Here is a 17816-nt window from a genome sequence, read left to right as displayed (position 1 = left end):
CGAGCAGGTAGGGGTTTTGTCTTTCTGGCGTTCGCCAGGTCGCATCGCTCCCCCACGCCGACACCATGCACGCCACGGGACAAGCCTGCCTCTACAGGGTATGGTTCCGTCAGCGCACACCGTCTTCCAGAGAGCACCCAATGACCAACACCACGCCACTGCATCCAGGTTTCATGATCGTCCAAGGCAACCGCCTAGACGATTTGCGCAACCTGGTCGTGAGCGTGATGCGCAACTATCCCCTGGCGCCTCTGGAGAACGAAATCGCCCTGGTGCAGAGCAACGGTATTGCCCAATGGCTCAAGCTCGCACTGGCCGAAGATCCGCAGGACGATGATCAAGGCGGCTGCGGTATCGCGGCGGCCATCGACGTCCAGTTGCCCGGCACTTTCATGTGGCAGCTCTATCGCCTCGTGCTGGGCCGCGACGAGATTCCCGAGGTGTCGCTGCTCGACAAGGCACCGCTGACCTGGCGCCTGGTGCGCTTGCTGCCAGCACTGATCGAGCGACCGCACTTCGAGCCACTCAAGCGCTTTCTCACCGACGACAACGACCTGCGCAAGCGCTACCAGCTCGCCGAACGTCTGGCTGACTTGTTCGACCAATACCAGGTGTACCGCGCCGACTGGCTCAAGGACTGGGCCGCTGGAGAGCACGTGCTCAACACCGCCCGCGGCGAGCGCAAGCCCCTGGCGGATGGCAACCGCTGGCAGGCCGAGTTGTGGCGTGCATTGCTCGACGATGTCGGTGCAGAGGGTATGGCGCAGAGCCGTGCCGGCGTCCATCAGCGCTTCATCGCGCGCATGGATACCCTTGAGCAAGCTCCCGCGGGCCTGCCGTCGCGGGTAATCGTCTTTGGTATCTCGTCGCTGCCCGCCCAGGCCCTTGAAGCCCTGGCCGGGCTGGCCCGCTTCAGCCAGGTATTGCTGTGCGTGCACAACCCTTGCCGCCATCATTGGGGGGATATCGTCGCGGACAAAGACCTGCTCCGGCACCAGTACAAGCGCCAACAGCGCAAGCACGGCATGCCCCTGCAACTGGACGACGAATCGATGCACCAGCACGCTCATCCGCTGCTGGCCGCCTGGGGCAAGCAGGGCCGTGACTACATCAACCTGCTCGATAGCTACGATGATCCCAGCAGTTACCGTGGTGTCTTCAGCGACGGGCGCATCGACCTGTTCAGCGACGCCCAGCCCACCACGCTGCTCAACCAGTTGCAGGACGACATCCTCGAACTGCGTCCCCTGGCTGAAACCCGTGAGGCCTGGCCTGCCATCGATCCCAACCGCGACCGTTCGGTACGTTTCCACATCGCCCATAGTCCGCAGCGCGAAGTGGAGATCCTCCATGACCAGTTGCTTGCGCGCTTCAGCAGCGATCCGACCCTGCGGCCGCGCGATGTCATCGTCATGCTTCCGGCCATCGATGACTACGCCCCGCATATCCGCGCTGTCTTCGGCCAACTCGACCGTCATGATCCGCGCTACATCCCCTTCACCCTCACCGACCAGGGCCAGCGCGGCCGCGATCCACTGCTGATCGCCCTGGAGCATCTGCTCAAGCTCCCCGACAGCCGTTTCGCCGTGAGTGAGATCCTCGACCTGCTCGATGTCCCCGCCGTGCGCGCCCGCTTCGGGATCAAGGAGAGTGACCTGCCGACCCTGCACCGCTGGATCGAGGGGGCCGGCATCCGTTGGGGCCTGAGCGGTGAACAACGTGCCCGCCTCGGGTTGCCCGAAGGCCTGGAGCAGAACAGTTGGCGGTTCGGCCTGCGCCGGATGCTGCTGGGTTACGCCGTAGGTGTCGGCGAGGCCTGTGACGGCATTGAGCCCTATGACGAGATCGGTGGCCTCGACGCGGCCCTTATCGGCCCGCTGGTGGCCCTGCTCGATGCCCTGGACGTGGCGTTCCAGACCCTCGCCGAGCCGGCCAGCCCCGTGGTGTGGGGGGCGCGCCTGCATGCGCTGTTGCAGGTGTTCTTCCTCGCCGAGGAGGAGCACGACGAGCTGCTGCTGGTGCAGTTGCAGGACCTGCGTGATACCTGGCTGGAAACCTGCGAGACCGTTGGCCTGCACGATCCATTGCCGCTCACGGTCGTGCGCGAGGCCTGGCTGTCGGGGCTGGACCAGGGCAAGCTGTCCCAGCGTTTCCTGGCCGGCTCGGTGAACTTCTGCACCTTGATGCCCATGCGCGCCATCCCATTCCGCGTAGTCTGCCTGCTGGGCATGAACGACGGCGACTATCCTCGCGCCCAGCCGCCGTTGGACTTCGATCTGATGGCCAGCGATTACCGTCCTGGCGATCGTTCGCGCCGCGAAGATGACCGCTACCTGCTGCTCGAGGCGCTGCTGTCTGCCCGCGACCAACTCTATGTGAGTTGGGTCGGACGCAGTATTCGCGACAACAGCGAACGCCCCGCCTCGGTGCTGGTCGGCCAGTTGCGCGACCATCTTGCCGCCGGTTGGCAGCTGGCCGGTGCCCAGCAAGGCCAGCGTGATGACCCCGGCCAGCAGTTGTTGCATGCCCTGACCCAGGAGCATCCCCTGCAACCCTTCAGCCAGCGCTACTTCCAGAAGGGCAGCGCACTGTTCAGCTACGCCCACGAATGGCAGGTCTTGCATCAGCCCGTCGAGCCGGCCTCGGAGGTCGATCAGGCGTTGCCGCCCTACGACAGCGATGAGCCACTGAATCTGACGCAACTGCAGGATTTTCTCCGCCATCCGGTCCGGCATTTCTTCAGCCAGCGCCTGAAGGTGTTCTTCGAAGCGCTGGAGGCGCCAACCCCGGACGAGGAGCCTTTCGTGCTCGATGCCCTGCAACGCTACAGCCTCAGCGAGCGCCTGCTGGGCGCTGCATTGGCCGCACCCGACGACGCCGAACAGGCGCTGCGTACCCAGGCCCGACGCCTGCAGGCATGCGGGCTGCTGCCATTGGCGGGCTTCGGCGAGTCGCTGCAGGCGGAATTGATCCAGCCCTTGCCAGACCTGCTGCAGCGTCATCGCCAGCTGTTGCAGCGCTGGCACACCGTGGTAGAGGGCGCTTTGCCGCTGCACTTCGAGCGCGGCCCGCTGCGCCTGGAAGGTTGGCTTGGGCGCGTCTATCAGGATGATGAACAGAGCCTTCTGAGCATCACCACCGTGCCCAACAGCCTGGGTGCCGGGCGCAACAGTCTCAAATGGCATCGGCTGATTCCGGCGTGGGTCATGCATTTGGCGGCCTGCGCTGCCGGTTATCCATTGCATACGGCCCTGGTCGCCAGTGACCGCACCTTGCTGCTCGCACCGATGCCCTCGGCACAGGCAGGTGATCTGCTTGCCGATCTGCTGGTGGCGCGCCAGGCAGCAATGAATGCGCCCCTGCCGGTAGCGCCCAAGACTGCTTTCGCCTGGCTGGCCCAGCCAGACCCGGACAAAGCCCAGGCTGCCGCCGAGCGCGCCTATGAAGGCGACGGCCAGAACAGCTTCGGCGAGCGCAGCGAGAGCCTTGCACTGATGCGTCAGTTCCGCGACTTTGCTGCGCTCACGGCCGACGAGACCTTCGAAGGCTGGTGCGAATCCCTCTACCGACCCCTGTTTGCCGCCGCATGGCAGACCCAAGGCAATCCGGAGACCGCCGCATGACCCAGGCCCGTCCCCTGGCCCTGAGCTTTCCCCTGCACGGCAGCCAGCTGATCGAAGCCAGTGCCGGCACCGGCAAGACTTTCACCATCTCGGCGCTCTACCTGCGCCTGATCCTCGGCCACGGCGGCGAGCAAGGCTTTGCCCGCGAACTGCTGCCGCCGCAGATTCTCGTCGTGACCTTCACCGACGCTGCGACCAAGGAGCTGCGCGAGCGGATTCGCGCGCGCCTGGCCGAGGCTGCACGTTTCTTCAGGGGGGAGTTGGACGACGCCGACCCCTTGCTGCACCTGCTGCGCGACGATTATCCACAGGAGCACTGGGGCCGTTGTGCCAGTCGCCTGGAGGTCGCAGTGCAGTGGATGGACGAAGCGGCGGTCTCGACCATTCACGGCTGGTGCCAGCGCATGCTGCGCGAGCATGCCTTCGACAGCGGCAGCCTTTTCACCCAGAGCCTGGAGACCGATCACAGCGAGCTGCTCAGCCAGGTCATGCGCGATTACTGGCGGCGCTTCTGCTACGGCATGCAGGGCGAAGCGCTGGCCTGGGTGCGCAGCCATTGGGTGAGTCCGGACGCGTTGCTACCGCGCATCCGCCCGCTGTTCGGCCGCGTCAGCAGGGAAGAAGACGGTGCCGATCCACAGGCGCTGATCGAATCCGCCCTGCAGCGACGCCAGGCGCAACTGGGCGCGCTCAAGGCTCCCTGGGCCCAGTGGGCCGACGAGCTGCACGAAATCTGCCGCGCGGCGGTGGCCGCCAAGCAGGCCGATGGTCGCAAGTTGCAGGCGCGTTTCTTCGACCCCTGGTTCGACAAACTGCGCGCCTGGGCGGGTGATGAGCAGGCCATGGACCTCGACCTGGGCACCGGCTTCACCCGCCTGACGCCTGCAGGCATGGCCGAGGCCTGGAAGTCGGGCGAGCCACCGGAGCATCCGGCATTGCACGCCATGGAGACACTGCGCGAAACGTTGCAGGGGCTGCCTGGCCCCGATTCGGCGGTGCTGGAACATGCTGCCGCGTGGGTGGCGGCGCGTTTCGAAGTGGAGAAGCGCCGGCGCGCCGAAATGGGCTTCGACGATATGCTGTTGCGCCTCGAGCAAGCGCTGCGTAGTGAGGCCGGCGAGCGCCTTGCCGCGCTGATCCGCGAGCAGTTCCCCGTGGCCTTGATCGACGAGTTCCAGGACACCGATCCGGTGCAGTACGGCATTTTCGAGCGCATCTACCGGATCGCCGAAAACCGCCCGGAAACCGGCCTGTTCATGATCGGCGATCCCAAGCAGGCGATCTACGCCTTCCGCGGCGCCGATATCTTCACCTACCTCGGTGCCCGCCGTGCCACGGCAGGGCGCCTGCACAGCCTGGACACCAACTACCGCTCCAGCCAGGCCATGGTCGAGGCGGTCAACCGCGTGTTCCTGCTGGCCGAGCAACGCCCCGAAGGCAAGGGCGCGTTTCTGTTCCGCGAGGCCAACGACAACCCGCTGCCGTTCATCGAAGTTCATGCCAAGGGCCGCAGCGAGCGCCTGCTGATCGACGGCCAGCCCTGTGCCGCCCTGCATTGCTGGCAGTTGCACAGTGACGAACCGGTTGCCAACACACTGTATCGTCAGCAACTGGCCGCCAGCTGCGCCAGCCATATCGTTGCCCTGCTCAACGGCGGCCAACGAGGTGTGACGGGGTTTGCCAATGCGCAGGGCGAAGTGCGCGGCTGCCTGCCTTCGGACATCGCCATCCTGGTGCGCGACGGCCGCGAGGCGCAGTTGGTCCGTGCCGAGCTGGCTGCCCGTGGGGTACGCAGTGTCTATCTGTCGGACAAGGATTCGGTCTTTGCTGCCCAGGAAGCCCACGACCTGCTGGCCTGGCTCAAGGCCTGCGCCGAGCCTGATGCCGAGCGCCTGCTCAAGGCCGCTCTGGCCAGCCTGACGCTGGACCTGCCGTTGCTCGAACTGGAGCGGCTTAACCAGGACGAGCGGGTCTGGGAAGACTGGGTGATGCGTTTTCGTCTGTACCGCGACACCTGGCAGCGCCAGGGCGTGCTGCCCATGCTGCGCCGCCTGCTGCATGACTTCCAGCTGCCACGCACGTTGATCGCTCGCGCCGATGGCGAACGTGTGCTGACCAACCTGCTGCACCTGGCCGAACTGCTGCAACAGGCGGCCGGCGAGCTCGATGGCGAGCAGGCCCTGATCCGTCACCTGGCCGAGCACCTGGCCAACGCCGGGCAGGCCGGTGAAGAGCAGATCCTGCGCCTGGAGAGCGACGAGCAACTGGTCAAGGTCGTGACCATCCACAAATCCAAGGGCCTGGAGTACCCGCTGGTCTATCTGCCGTTCATCTGCACCAGCAAACCGGTGGATGGCCAGCGCCTGCCATTGGCCTGGCACGACGACGATGGCCAGGTGCTGCTGACGCTCACCCCCACCGACGAGCAGATCGCACTGGCCGACGATGAGCGTCTGGCCGAAGACCTGCGCCTGCTCTACGTGGCCCTGACCCGCGCCCAACATGCCTGCTGGCTGGGTGTTGCCGACCTCAAGCGCGGCAGCCAGAAAACCTCGCAATTGCACCGCTCGGGTTTGGGTTACCTGCTGGGCGGCGGCGCCCCATTGGCGGCTTCCGTGCAGTTGGCCGATTGGCTGCAGGCGCTGTGTGCCGAGGATGCGCCCATTGTCTGTACACCGCTGCCCGACGCTGACGAACAGTGTTATCGCGCGCCGCAGGACGGCGCTGAACACCTGCCTGCACGCAAGCCGCGCCGCGCCGCGGCAGAGCAGTGGTGGATCGCCTCCTACAGTGCCTTGCGCGTCGGCGACCAGAGTCTCGGCGCCGACAGCTCCCAGGCCCAGCAATTGCTCGACGATGAGAACGTCGACGCACAGCGGCTGCGTGAAGTCCCGGCGGAAAACGGCGATATCCACCGCTTCCCTCGCGGGCCGAACCCCGGCACCTTCCTTCACGGCCTGCTCGAGTGGGCCGGGCGTGAAGGGTTTGCCGACGTGGTCAGCCAGCCTGCGTTGATCGAACGCACTGTCGGCCAACGCTGCAACCGCCGCGACTGGACCGGCTGGATCCCGACCTTGGTGCCCTGGCTGCAGCAGTTGCTGACGCAGGCCATGCCGCTTTCGTCGGATGGCCCGGTCCTGACCCTGGCGCAGCTTCAGCAGTACCAGATCGAGATGGAGTTCTGGTTCGCCAGCCATCAGGTCGACGTGCTGCGCCTCGATCAGCTCGTCGTCCGCCACACCCACGGTGGCGCCGCGCGACCGGCAGCGCTGGCGACCCAGCTAAATGGCATGTTCAAGGGCTTCATCGACCTGGCGTTCGAGCTGGACGGGCGCTACTACGTGGCCGATTACAAGTCCAACTGGCTCGGCCCCGATGGCAGCGCCTACAGTGCCCTGGCCATGGAACAGGCGATCCTCGACCACCGCTACGACTTGCAGTACGTGCTCTACCTGCTGGCCCTGCATCGCCAGTTGCGCGCACGGCTGCCCGACTACGACTACGACCGCCACGTGGGCGGTGCCCTGTTCATCTTCCTGCGCGGTATCGGCAGCGCCGGCCATGGCCTGTATTTCGCCCGGCCGCCACGTGAGCTGATTGAGCAGCTCGATGCGTTGTTTCGGGGCGCCTGTGCGCCCGAGCAGCAGGACTTGTTTGCTGGAGCCGCACCATGAGCCGCACCCTCGATGACCTGTTGCCGACACCGTTGCAGGCCGAGCACCTGGCGGCCCTTGCGCCGTTGAAACACAGCCAGGACCTGCTGGCCCTGCTCGACCGTTGGGTCGAACGCGGTTGGTTGCGTGCGCTGGACCGGGCATTCGTCAGCTTCCTCGAGGAGCGTGAGGCGGGCAGCGATCCCTTGCTGTTGCTGGCTGCGGCGCTGGCCAGTCACCAGTTGGGGCATGGGCATGTCTGCCTCGACCTCGAGCAGACCCTGGCCGAGCCCGATTTCGCCTTGTCGCTGCCGCCAGAGGGCGATGCGCTGGCGGGGCCTTTGCTGTTGCCGTCGCAGTTGCTCGCCACGCTCGAACCGAGCACCTGGCGCCAGCGCATCGCGGCCAGTCGGCTGGTGGCGTTGGGCGATGCCGAGGGCCAGGACGCGCGGCCTCTGGTACTCAGCGGTCAGCGTCTGTACCTGCGCCGTTACTGGAGCTATGAACGGCGTATCGACCGGTCGCTGCAGCAACGCATCGTGGCAGACGAGTCGATTCCCGCCGACCTGCCCGCGCGCCTGGCGCAGTTGTTCGAGGACGGCGCCCCGGCCGGTCAGGTGGACTGGCAGAAGCTCGCCTGTGCCCTGGCGACGCGTGCCGCGTTCAGCATCATCACCGGTGGCCCGGGCACCGGCAAGACCACCACGGTCGTACGCTTGCTGGCCTTGCTCCAAGGGCCGGCGGTGGAGCAGGGCAGGCCCTTGCGCATCCGCCTGGCGGCACCCACCGGCAAGGCTGCTGCGCGCCTGACCGAATCCATCGGCCAACAGGTCGAGCGTTTGCGGGTCAGCGCCGAGGTGCGGGCGCAGATTCCTACCGAAGTGAGCACGGTACACCGCCTGCTGGGCAGTCGCCCCGGTTCGCGGCATTTTCGGCATCACGCCGGTAACCCACTGCCGCTGGACGTGCTGGTGGTCGATGAAGCGTCGATGATCGATCTGGAAATGATGGCCAACCTGCTTGATGCCTTGCCAGCGCAGGCTCGCCTGGTGCTGCTGGGCGACAAGGACCAGTTGGCCTCGGTGGAGGCCGGCGCGGTGCTCGGCGACCTGTGTCGGTATGCCGAAGAGGGGCGTTACACGCCCGCCACCCAGGCCTGGCTCGAGCAGGTCGGTGGTCAGTCGCTGCAGGGCAGCGGTCTGCAGCCAGGTGATGCGCACCAGCATGCGCTGGCCCAGCAGGTGGTGATGTTGCGTTACTCCCGGCGTTTCGGCGAAGGCAGTGGCATTGGCCAGTTGGCGCGCCTGGTCAACCTGCAGCAAGCCCGCCAGGCGCGGGATCTGCTGAGCATGCCGCCTGAGGATGTGTTCGGCCTGTCCCTGCGCGGCGAGCATGACCGCGCCTTCGATCGTCTGCTGCTGGACGGCCTGGGCCGCGGTGAGGACGGCCCGCAGGGGTATCGCCACTATCTGCGCAGTATCGGTCGCCATCGGCCGGCGCCCGGCACCTCCGCCGATGCCCCGGTGTGGGAGCAATGGGCTGCCCTGGTGCTCAACAGCTTCGAAAGCTTCCAGCTGCTGTGCGCGGTGCGCAAAGGGCCCTGGGGGGTGGAAGGGCTGAACGAGCGTGTGGCGCGGGTGCTGCACAACGCTGGGCTGATCGACACCCGCCAGCCCTGGTACGAGGGCCGTCCGGTGCTGGTCACGCGCAATGACTACGGCCTCGGCCTGATGAACGGTGATATCGGCATCGCCCTGCGCCTGCCCGACGAGAATGGCGAGCCATTGCTGAGGGTCGCCTTCCCGCGTAACGACGGCTCGGGCGGGGTGCGCTTCGTGTTGCCCAGTCGCCTCAATGAAGTGGAAACGGTGTTCGCCATGACCGTACACAAGTCCCAGGGCTCGGAGTTCAGCCATACCGCGCTGGTGTTGCCTGATGCGCTCAATCCCGTGCTGACCAAGGAACTGGTGTACACCGGCATCACCCGTGCCAAGCACTGCTTCAGCCTGGTGGAACCACGGGGGGGGGTCTTTGAGGAGGCTGTCGAGCGCAAGGTGCGTCGGATTTCTGGCCTAATGCTCGACCAAGGGTGACATTCGTCAATACCTTGGCACTGCGGCCTTATGCTATCGTGCGGGTTATCTGAATCTAATTTGAGAGATTTCCCACATGACAGTGGTTGTCTCGCCCAGGGGGCGAGTGACGGGCTGTGTGCTTTCGCTAGTGATTGCCGCCCTGTCGCTGTTCGCCTCACCTGCCTGGGCGGACCTCCCTGCCACTGCAGCCCAGGTGCAGCAACGCGCCAAAGCGGTGACCCAGGTCGTGCTGGGTATCTTCAGCTATGCCCGCTGGCCTGCTGATCCTTCGCCGCTGCGCCTGTGCCTGGTTGGCCCCACCGAATATGCCGACGACCTGATCAAGGGCAATGTGCAGAATGCCGGCCAGCCCCTGCAGGTGCGTCGCCTGCTGGTCGGCGATTCGGGCGTTTCCGGCGCCTGCGACGCGGTGTACATCGGCAAGCTCGACGCCGGACAGCGTGACCGCCTGTTCCAGGCCCTGGTCGGGCATCCGGTCCTGAGCATCAGCGAGGCCGATGACCCGTGCACCGTCGGCAGCCTGTTCTGCCTGCACGTCGATGACGAACAGGTCAGCTTCGATGTGAACCTCGACTCGGTGGCGCGCAGTGGCGTGCGCATCCACCCCAGCGTGCTGCAATTGTCGCGGCGCAGGGCGGCGCAACCATGAAACTCACCGGCAAGCGCAGGAAGCGGCCGACCTTGCGGTCGGTGCTGGGGCGAGGACACCTGGGTGTCGCGCTGATCGCCGTCGGACTCGTGGGCGTGTCCCTGACCGTGCTCGGGGTAGCGGCATTGCGCGTCTATGCCAATCACAACCTGCACCTGATCGCCCGCTCGATCAGTTATACCGTGGAGGCGGCGGTGGTGTTCGACGACAGCGGGGCGGCCAGTGAAGCCCTGGCGGTGATTGCCGCCACCGAAGAGGTGGCAGATGCCAAGGTCTTCGACAGCCAGGGAGAGCTGCTGGCGCACTGGCAACGCGATGACACGGGCTTGCTGGCACCACTGCAGCGCCAGGTGGCCAAGGCCTTGCTGGGGGAGGCCATCCACCTGCCGATCGTCCGTCAGCAGCGCACGGTCGGGCACATCGAGCTGCTGGGCCAGGGCGGCAGCCTGCTGCGTTTCCTGCTCAGCGGCCTGGCGGGCATCCTCTTTTGCAGCTTGCTCAGCGCCGCAGTCGCCATCCACCTTTCGCGCCGGCTGTTCGGCGATATCGTCCGTCCTCTGCGGGGCCTGGCCAGCGTCGCCCATGCGGCGCGGCGCGAGCGCAGCTTCGACCGGCGCGTGCCCGAGGCGCGAATTGCCGAGCTCAATGAGCTGGGCAACGACTTCAACGCCCTGCTCGACGAGCTGGAAGTCTGGCAGAGCCATTTGCAGAGCGAGAACGAGACCCTCGCGCACCAAGCCAGCCATGACAGCCTCACCGGCCTGCCCAATCGCGCCTTCTTCGAAGGGCGCCTCAACCGTTGCCTGCGCAACGCCGCCCGGCAGCAGGACCATCTGGCGCTGCTGTTCCTCGACAGTGACCACTTCAAGCAAATCAATGACAACCTTGGCCATGCCGTTGGCGACGAGGTGCTGATCAATATCGCCAGCCGCGTGCGTGCGCAGTTGCGCGAGCACGACCTGGTGGCGCGCCTTGGCGGTGACGAATTCGCGGTACTGCTGACCCCCCTTCATTCGCGCGAGGATGCCCAGCGCATCGCCGAGAAGATCGTCGCCAGCATGAGGCTGCCGATCCTGCTGGACGATGGCCAGCGCGTCAGCACCTCGCTGAGTGTCGGCATCGCCTATTACCCAGACGATGGCCAGGATTCGGCCAGTCTGCTCAATGCCGCCGATGCGGCGATGTACCAGGCCAAGCGCAATCGGCGCGGCCATTGGCAAGTGGCCCAGACGGAACGCTGAGCCACGGATATGAACAACAGGAGCTGAACCGTGAAACACCCCTTTTCCCGACTGCGTTTTCCCTTGCTGGCCATGTTGCTGGCGGTGTTGGCCTTGACCGGCTGCCAGACCGTGCCGCCCAGCGGGCTGAGCCCTGAACAGATTGCCGTGCTCAAGCGCGAAGGATTTACCCCAAGCGACGAGGGCTGGGCGTTCGACCTGTCGGGCAAGGTACTGTTCGGCAGTGACCTGGACGGACTCAACGGCCAGAGCCAGGCGATTGTCGAACGGATCGGCAAGGCATTGCTGTCGGTGGGTATCGAGCATGTACGCGTCGATGGCCATGCCGATGCCTCGGGCAAGGCGGCCTATAACCAGCAGCTCTCCGAGCGTCGGGCCCAGAGTGTGGCCAAGGCGTTGATCAACGTCGGCATGCAGCCGCACAACATCGAGACGCGCGGGTTGGGCAGCAGTCAGCCGGTGGCGGACAACCGCACCAGTGCCGGGCGTACCGAGAATCGGCGGGTGTCGATCGTGGTGGCCTCGAACTGAGGAATGGGGGAAGGGCACCGGTGCCATCCGCCTCAATCCTGCGCAAACACCATTTCCCGTGTCTGCCCCATCAACAGCGGCGCATTCGCCTCGGTCACATCGCGGATGTAATCCCAGAGCAAGGTGATCCGTTTCAACTTGCGCAGGTCCTCTCGGCAGTACATCCAGAACTGCCGCGTCACCTCCACCTCCTGCGGTAGCACCGTCACCAGCCGTTCGTCCTGCGCCGCCAGGAAGCAGGGCAGGATCGCCAGCCCGCGCCCCTGCAGGGCAGCGGTGTACTGCGCGATCACGCTGGTGCTGCGCAGGTGGGCGCTGGCGTTGGGGATCAGGTTGGCCAGGTACAGCAGCTCGGAACTGAATGCCAGGTCGTCCACGTAGCTGATGAACGGATGGCGCACCAGGTCGGCGACCTGGCGGATCGGTTCGTGGTGGTCGAGGTACTCACGGGTCGCATAGAGGCGCAGGCGGTAGTCGCACAGCTTGCAGCACACGTAGGGCCCATGCTCGGGGCGCTCCAGGGCGATGACGATGTCAGCTTCGCGCTTGGACAGGCTGATGAAGTGCGGCAGCGGCAGAATGTCCACCGAGATCGCCGGCCAGGTGTCGACGAAGCGGCTCAACTGTGGGGTGACGAAGAAGCTGCCGAAGCCCTCGGTGCACCCCATGCGTATGTGCCCCGACAGCGCAACGCCCGAGCCCGACACCTGCTCGCAGGCCATGTGCAGGGTGCTTTCGATCGACTCGGCATAGCCCAGCAGGCGCTGGCCTTCGGCGGTGAGCACGAAACCGTTGGTTCGCGATTTCTCGAACAGCAAGGTACCCATCGCCCCTTCCAGCGAGCTGATGCGCCGCGACACCGTGGTGTAGTCCACGGCCAGGCGTTTGGCTGCACTGCTGGCCTTGCGGGTGCGCGCTACCTCAAGAAAGAACTTGAGGTCGTCCCAGTTCAGCGCGCTGAGGGAGGTCAGGTCTTTTTGCATGTTGATCCGGTTTTTTTGTGCATTCTTGTTGGATGTTTGCACATCTATACTCGAACTCAGCCCCTGCACGCCACCCCGTTCGCTGCGGCGTAGGCGTCTTCGTTCCGACAATAATTCCAAGGAGAGCGCAGATGAACGCACCCCACACGCCCCACACCCAGGTCGAGCAGGTCAAGCTGCTGATCGACGGCCAATGGGTCGAGTCCAAGACCACCGAATGGCGCGACATCGTCAACCCGGCCACCCAGCAGGTACTGGCGCGCGTTCCCTTCGCCACCCCCGAGGAAGTCGCCGCGGCAGTCGCTGCTGGCGAACGAGCCTTCAAGACCTGGCGTGACACGCCGATCGGCGCGCGCATGCGCATCATGCTCAAGTTGCAGGCGTTGATCCGCGAGCACAGCAAGCGCATCGCCGCGACCCTGAGCGCCGAGCAAGGCAAGACCCTGGCCGATGCAGAAGGCGATATCTTCCGTGGCCTGGAAGTGGTCGAGCATGCCGCGTCCATCGGCACCCTGCAGATGGGCGAGTTCGCCGAGAACGTCGCCGGGGGCGTCGACACCTACACCCTGCGCCAGCCCATCGGCGTGTGCGCCGGCATCACCCCGTTCAACTTCCCGGCGATGATCCCGCTGTGGATGTTCCCGATGGCCATCGTCTGCGGCAACACCTTCGTGCTCAAGCCCTCCGAGCAGGACCCGCTGTCGACCATGATGCTGGTCGAGCTGGCGCTCGAAGCCGGCGTGCCGGCCGGTGTGCTCAACGTGGTGCACGGCGGCAAGCAGGTGGTCGATGCGCTCTGCACCCACCCGGACATCAAGGCGATCTCCTTCGTTGGCTCCACCGAGGTGGGCACCCATGTCTACAACCTGGGCAGCCAGCACGGCAAGCGCGTGCAGTCGATGATGGGCGCCAAGAACCACGCCGTGGTACTGCCCGACGCCAACCGCACCCAGACCATCAACGCCCTGGTCGGCGCAGCCTTTGGTGCGGCAGGCCAGCGCTGCATGGCCACGTCGGTGGCGGTGCTGGTGGGCAAGGCGCGTGAATGGCTGCCGGATATCAAGGCGGCGGCAAGCAAGCTCAAGGTCAATGCCGGCAGCGAGCCGGGCACCGATGTCGGGCCGGTGGTTTCCAAGCGGGCCAAGGAGCGTGTGCTGGGGCTGATCGAAAGCGGCATCAAGGAAGGCGCCAAGCTCGAGCTGGATGGCCGCGACGTGAAGGTGCCGGGGTACGAGCAGGGCAATTTCGTCGGCCCGACCCTGTTCTCCGGGGTGAAGACCGACATGCAGATCTACACCCAGGAAATCTTCGGCCCGGTGCTGGTCACCCTCGAGGTCGATACCCTCGACGAGGCCATCGCCCTGGTCAACGCCAACCCGTTCGGCAATGGCACCGGCCTGTTCACCCAGAGCGGCGCGGCAGCGCGCAAGTTCCAGAGCGAGATCGACATCGGCCAGGTCGGCATCAACATCCCGATTCCGGTGCCGGTGCCGTTCTTCAGCTTCACCGGTTCGCGCGGCTCCAAGCTCGGCGACCTCGGCCCGTACGGCAAGCAGGTGGTGCAGTTCTACACTCAGACCAAGACCGTCACCGCCCGCTGGTTCGACGACGACAGCGTCAACGACGGTGTGAACACCACCATCAGCCTGCGCTAAGGAGACTGCCATGCGCATTGCATTCATCGGTCTGGGCAACATGGGCGCGCCCATGGCCCGCAACCTGATCAAGGCCGGGCATCAGCTCAACCTGTTCGACCTGAACAAGACCGTGCTGGCCGAGCTTGCCGAACTGGGCGGGCAGATCAGCACCTCGCCCAAGGATGCCGCCGCCAACAGCGAGCTGGTGATCACCATGCTGCCGGCTGCGGCCCATGTGCGCGGCGTGTACCTGAGCGAGGACGGCGTGCTTGCCGGCATTCGCCTCGGCACGCCGGCGGTGGACTGCAGCACCATCGACCCGCAGACCGCCCGCGACGTGTCCAAGGCCGCGGCGGCCAAGGGCATCGACCTGGGTGATGCGCCGGTGTCCGGTGGCACCGGCGGCGCGGCGGCCGGCACCCTGACCTTCATGGTCGGCGCCAGCGCCGAACTGTTCGCCACGCTCAAGCCGGTGCTCGAACAGATGGGGCGCAACATCGTGCACTGCGGTGAGGTCGGCACTGGGCAGATCGCCAAGATCTGCAACAACCTGCTGCTGGGCATCTCGATGATCGGCGTGTCCGAGGCGATGGCCCTGGGCAACGCGCTGGGGATCGACACCCAGGTGCTGGCCGGCATCATCAACAGCTCGACGGGGCGTTGCTGGAGTTCGGATACCTACAACCCCTGGCCGGGCGTGATCGAGACCGCCCCGGCATCGCGCGGTTACACCGGTGGTTTCGGTGCGGAACTGATGCTCAAGGACCTGGGCCTGGCGACCGAGGCCGCGCGCCAGGCGCACCAGCCGGTGATCCTCGGCGCTGTGGCGCAGCAGCTGTACCAGGCCATGAGCTTGCGAGGCGAGGGCGGCAAGGATTTCTCGGCGATCGTCGAGGGGTATCGCAAGAAGGATTGATACGCGAGTGGGCTTGATCGCGGGCTGGATGGCCTTTCCCCTGTAACTGCGCACCAGGGGGAGGGCGCCGGTTCCGCGATTTTTTTTGCCCGCTGCACGCGGCTCAGTCGGGTAGCAGGCGATCACGGCTGTTGGACAAGTGCAGGCAGATCGCTGCCCTGGCCGCGTCCGGGTCCTGTCGGCGGATGGCGTTGAGAATCGCCTCGTGTTCCAGGTTGGCCAGATAAGCATGCCCCGCCAGGTTGGCCCCGGCGCGCTCGGCCTGGGCCATGCGCTTGCGCGGGATCAGGCCATCACCCAGTTGCGCCATCATCTCGCTGAAATACAGGTTGCCGGTGGCCTCGGCGATCAGCAGGTGGAAGCGCCGGTCGGCTTCGATGCAGCTGTCACCGGCGGCGGCCAGGTCCTGGTAGTCGTCCAGGGCCTGGCGCATCTGCGCCAGTTGCCGGTCGTTGCGGCGCAGGGCTGCCAGCGCGGCGGCCTGGCCCTCCAGGCCGATGCGCAGCTCCAGCAGGTCGCGCACGCTGGCCGCGTTCTCGGGGCCTACGCGCAGGCCGGAACGGGCCTGGCGCTCGATGACGAACGTACCGATCCCGTGACGTGCCTGCACCAGGCCCGCAGCCTGCAGCTTCGACAGCGCTTCGCGGACCACGGTGCGGCTGACGCCATACTCGCGCACCAAGGTGTTTTCCGAGGGCAGCTTGTCGCCCGGCTTGAAAGTGCCCAGCAGCAATTGCTGGGTGAGGCTCGAGACCAGGTCGTGGGCGCGGCTGTGGGTGCGGGGCATGGCGTGGGCTCGAAGTAATACCTGTGGAAGCGGCGGTTCGCCGCTGCGACGTGTTCAGCGAAAGGACTCGGCTGAACGCCCTCACATTACTTGTATGACAAGTTGTCCACAAAGTTTTTTTTCATCCTGATATTCACCCTCCAATTGCCTTGGGTAATCGACCTAATAAAAGCATTTCGCCGATTTTTACCCAGTTAACCGCTTGTATTTTGCTTTTTTCGCTCAATTTTCAACTTGTCGTACAACTCCGCCGGGAATATGCTCATTTCCACCTGGATGTCAGACAACTGCCTCGTCTACCGCCAGCACCCTCAATAAAAACAATGACTGGGAGATATCCCGTGAACGACACCCCCCCTGCGTCCGCCTTGTCCGGCGGCGATGCGCTGGCCAGCGCCGTGGCCAAGGTCAAGCGCCATGTCCTGCCGCTGTTCGTCATCATGTTCGTGGTCAACTACCTGGACCGCGTCAATATCGGCTTCGTCCGCCCACACCTTGAAAGCGACCTGGGCATCAGCGCCGCCGCCTATGGTTTCGGTGCCGGTCTGTTCTTCATTGGCTATGCGTTGTTCGAGGTGCCGTCGAACATGCTGCTGCAACGGGTCGGTGCGCGTCTGTGGCTGACCCGCATCATGTTCACCTGGGGCCTGGTCGCCACCGCCATGGCCTTCGTGCAGAACGAGACCCAGTTCTACGTGCTGCGTTTTCTGCTCGGGGTCGCCGAAGCTGGCTTCTTCCCTGGGGTGATCTACTACTTCACCCGCTGGCTGCCCGCTGCTGAACGTGGCAAGGCGATCGCCATCTTCCTCAGCGGCTCGGCCCTGGCCTCGCTGATCTCCGGGCCATTGGCCGGTGCGCTGATGCAGATCCAGGGCATGGGCCTGCACGGTTGGCAATGGATGCTGTTCATCGAGGGCATGGCCTCGGTGATCCTGTGCTTCTTCGTGTTCTTCTGGCTCGACTCCCGCCCGCAGGATGCCAAGTGGCTAAGCCAGGCCGAGCAGCATGCACTGGTCGAGGCCATTGACCGCGAGCAACGCGAGCGAGAGGCGGGCGGGGTGATCAAGACCTCGGCCTGGCGCTTGCTCAAGGACCGTCAGATCCTGCTGTTCTGCCTGATCTACTTCTGCATTCAGCTGACCATCTATGCCGCGACCTTCTGGCTGCCGAGCATCATCAAGCGCATGGGCGAGCTGAGCGACCTGCAGGTCGGCTTCTTCAACTCGATCCCCTGGCTGATCTCGATCCTGGCGATGTACGCGTTCGCCGCCGGGGCCGCACGCTGGAGATTCCAGCAGGCCTGGGTCGCCGCCGCGCTGGTGGTGGCCGCCATCGGCATGTTCATGTCGACCACGGGCGGGCCGGTGTTCGCCTTCGTTTCGGTGTGCTTCGCCGCCATCGGCTTCAAGGCCGCCTCGTCGCTGTTCTGGCCGATTCCGCAGGGGTACCTGGATGCGCGCATCGCTGCGGCGGTGATCGCACTGATCAACTCGGTGGGCAACCTTGGCGGCTTCGTTGCGCCCACCACCTTCGGCCTGCTCGAGCAGCAGACCGGCTCGATCCAGGGCGGGCTGTATGGCCTGGCGGTGACCTCGGTGCTGGCCGCCATCGCCGTGTTCTTCGTCCGCACCCGTGTCAAGGGTGCCCCTGTCCCTGACCTCAAGGCCTCATCGGCCCTGGGCCAATCCCATTGAACGCCT

General features: G+C 65.4%; 11 protein-coding genes. 9 read left to right on the top strand and 2 right to left on the bottom strand.

What is annotated here, in order from left to right; all coding sequences use genetic code 11:
- Positions 1-140 precede the first annotated feature (140 nt).
- From recC to IAE40_RS09225, 6 genes are all read left to right on the top strand, one after another.
- Positions 141-3623 carry an exodeoxyribonuclease V subunit gamma gene (gene recC / locus IAE40_RS09250; RefSeq protein WP_200603071.1) on the top strand — a complete coding sequence of 1161 codons (3483 nt, stop codon included), beginning with the start codon at positions 141-143 and terminating at the stop codon, positions 3621-3623.
- Positions 3620-7297: an exodeoxyribonuclease V subunit beta gene (gene recB, locus IAE40_RS09245; protein ID WP_200603070.1), complete on the top strand. Its 3678-nt coding sequence runs from the start codon at positions 3620-3622 to the stop codon at positions 7295-7297. The genes recC and recB overlap by 4 nt, the downstream gene beginning before the upstream one ends.
- Complete coding sequence (recD, locus tag IAE40_RS09240; RefSeq protein ID WP_200603069.1) at positions 7294-9369, top strand: exodeoxyribonuclease V subunit alpha; 2076 nt, start codon at positions 7294-7296, stop codon at positions 9367-9369. The genes recB and recD overlap by 4 nt, the downstream gene beginning before the upstream one ends.
- Before the next feature lie 76 nt (positions 9370-9445).
- The gene (locus tag IAE40_RS09235; protein ID WP_232233629.1) at positions 9446-10021 is read left to right on the top strand and encodes a YfiR family protein; all 576 of its coding nucleotides are present in this window, start codon (positions 9446-9448) and stop codon (positions 10019-10021) included.
- Positions 10018-11262, top strand: a complete 1245-nt coding sequence (locus tag IAE40_RS09230) for a diguanylate cyclase domain-containing protein (protein ID WP_153774156.1) — start codon at positions 10018-10020, stop codon at positions 11260-11262. Before IAE40_RS09235 ends, IAE40_RS09230 begins: the two co-directional genes overlap by 4 nt.
- A gap of 72 nt (positions 11263-11334) precedes the next feature.
- Positions 11335-11793 (top strand): OmpA family protein, encoded by a 459-nt coding sequence (locus IAE40_RS09225; RefSeq protein ID WP_197893298.1) that lies wholly within the window; start codon positions 11335-11337, stop codon positions 11791-11793.
- Positions 11794-11825: 32 nt separating this feature from the next.
- Here the strand turns inward: IAE40_RS09225 and IAE40_RS09220 are convergent, their stop codons facing one another.
- Positions 11826-12776 carry a LysR family transcriptional regulator gene (locus tag IAE40_RS09220; RefSeq protein WP_054894277.1) on the bottom strand — a complete coding sequence of 317 codons (951 nt, stop codon included), beginning with the start codon at positions 12774-12776 and terminating at the stop codon, positions 11826-11828.
- A gap of 131 nt (positions 12777-12907) precedes the next feature.
- Here IAE40_RS09220 and IAE40_RS09215 point away from each other — a divergent pair, with 131 nt between their 5' ends.
- The gene (locus IAE40_RS09215) at positions 12908-14431 is read left to right on the top strand and encodes a CoA-acylating methylmalonate-semialdehyde dehydrogenase (RefSeq protein WP_112899232.1); all 1524 of its coding nucleotides are present in this window, start codon (positions 12908-12910) and stop codon (positions 14429-14431) included.
- Positions 14432-14441: 10 nt separating this feature from the next.
- Positions 14442-15329: a 3-hydroxyisobutyrate dehydrogenase gene (gene mmsB / locus IAE40_RS09210; protein ID WP_200603068.1), complete on the top strand. Its 888-nt coding sequence runs from the start codon at positions 14442-14444 to the stop codon at positions 15327-15329.
- Between the two features lie 103 nt (positions 15330-15432).
- Here mmsB and IAE40_RS09205 read toward each other — a convergent pair whose 3' ends face one another.
- Complete coding sequence (locus tag IAE40_RS09205; RefSeq protein ID WP_200603067.1) at positions 15433-16116, bottom strand: FadR/GntR family transcriptional regulator; 684 nt, start codon at positions 16114-16116, stop codon at positions 15433-15435.
- 341 nt (positions 16117-16457) lie between these two features.
- Here IAE40_RS09205 and IAE40_RS09200 point away from each other — a divergent pair, with 341 nt between their 5' ends.
- On the top strand, positions 16458-17810 hold the full coding sequence (locus tag IAE40_RS09200; RefSeq protein ID WP_153774153.1) for an MFS transporter: 1353 nt from the start codon (positions 16458-16460) through the stop codon (positions 17808-17810).
- Positions 17811-17816: the final 6 nt, after the last annotated feature.

Origin of the sequence: Pseudomonas sp. S44, from assembly GCF_016624805.1 — a bacterium.
Classification (GTDB): Bacteria; Pseudomonadota; Gammaproteobacteria; order Pseudomonadales; family Pseudomonadaceae; genus Aquipseudomonas; species Aquipseudomonas machongensis.
Note: the sequence above shows the minus strand (reverse complement) of the source record. Positions and strands in the feature narration are given on the sequence as shown.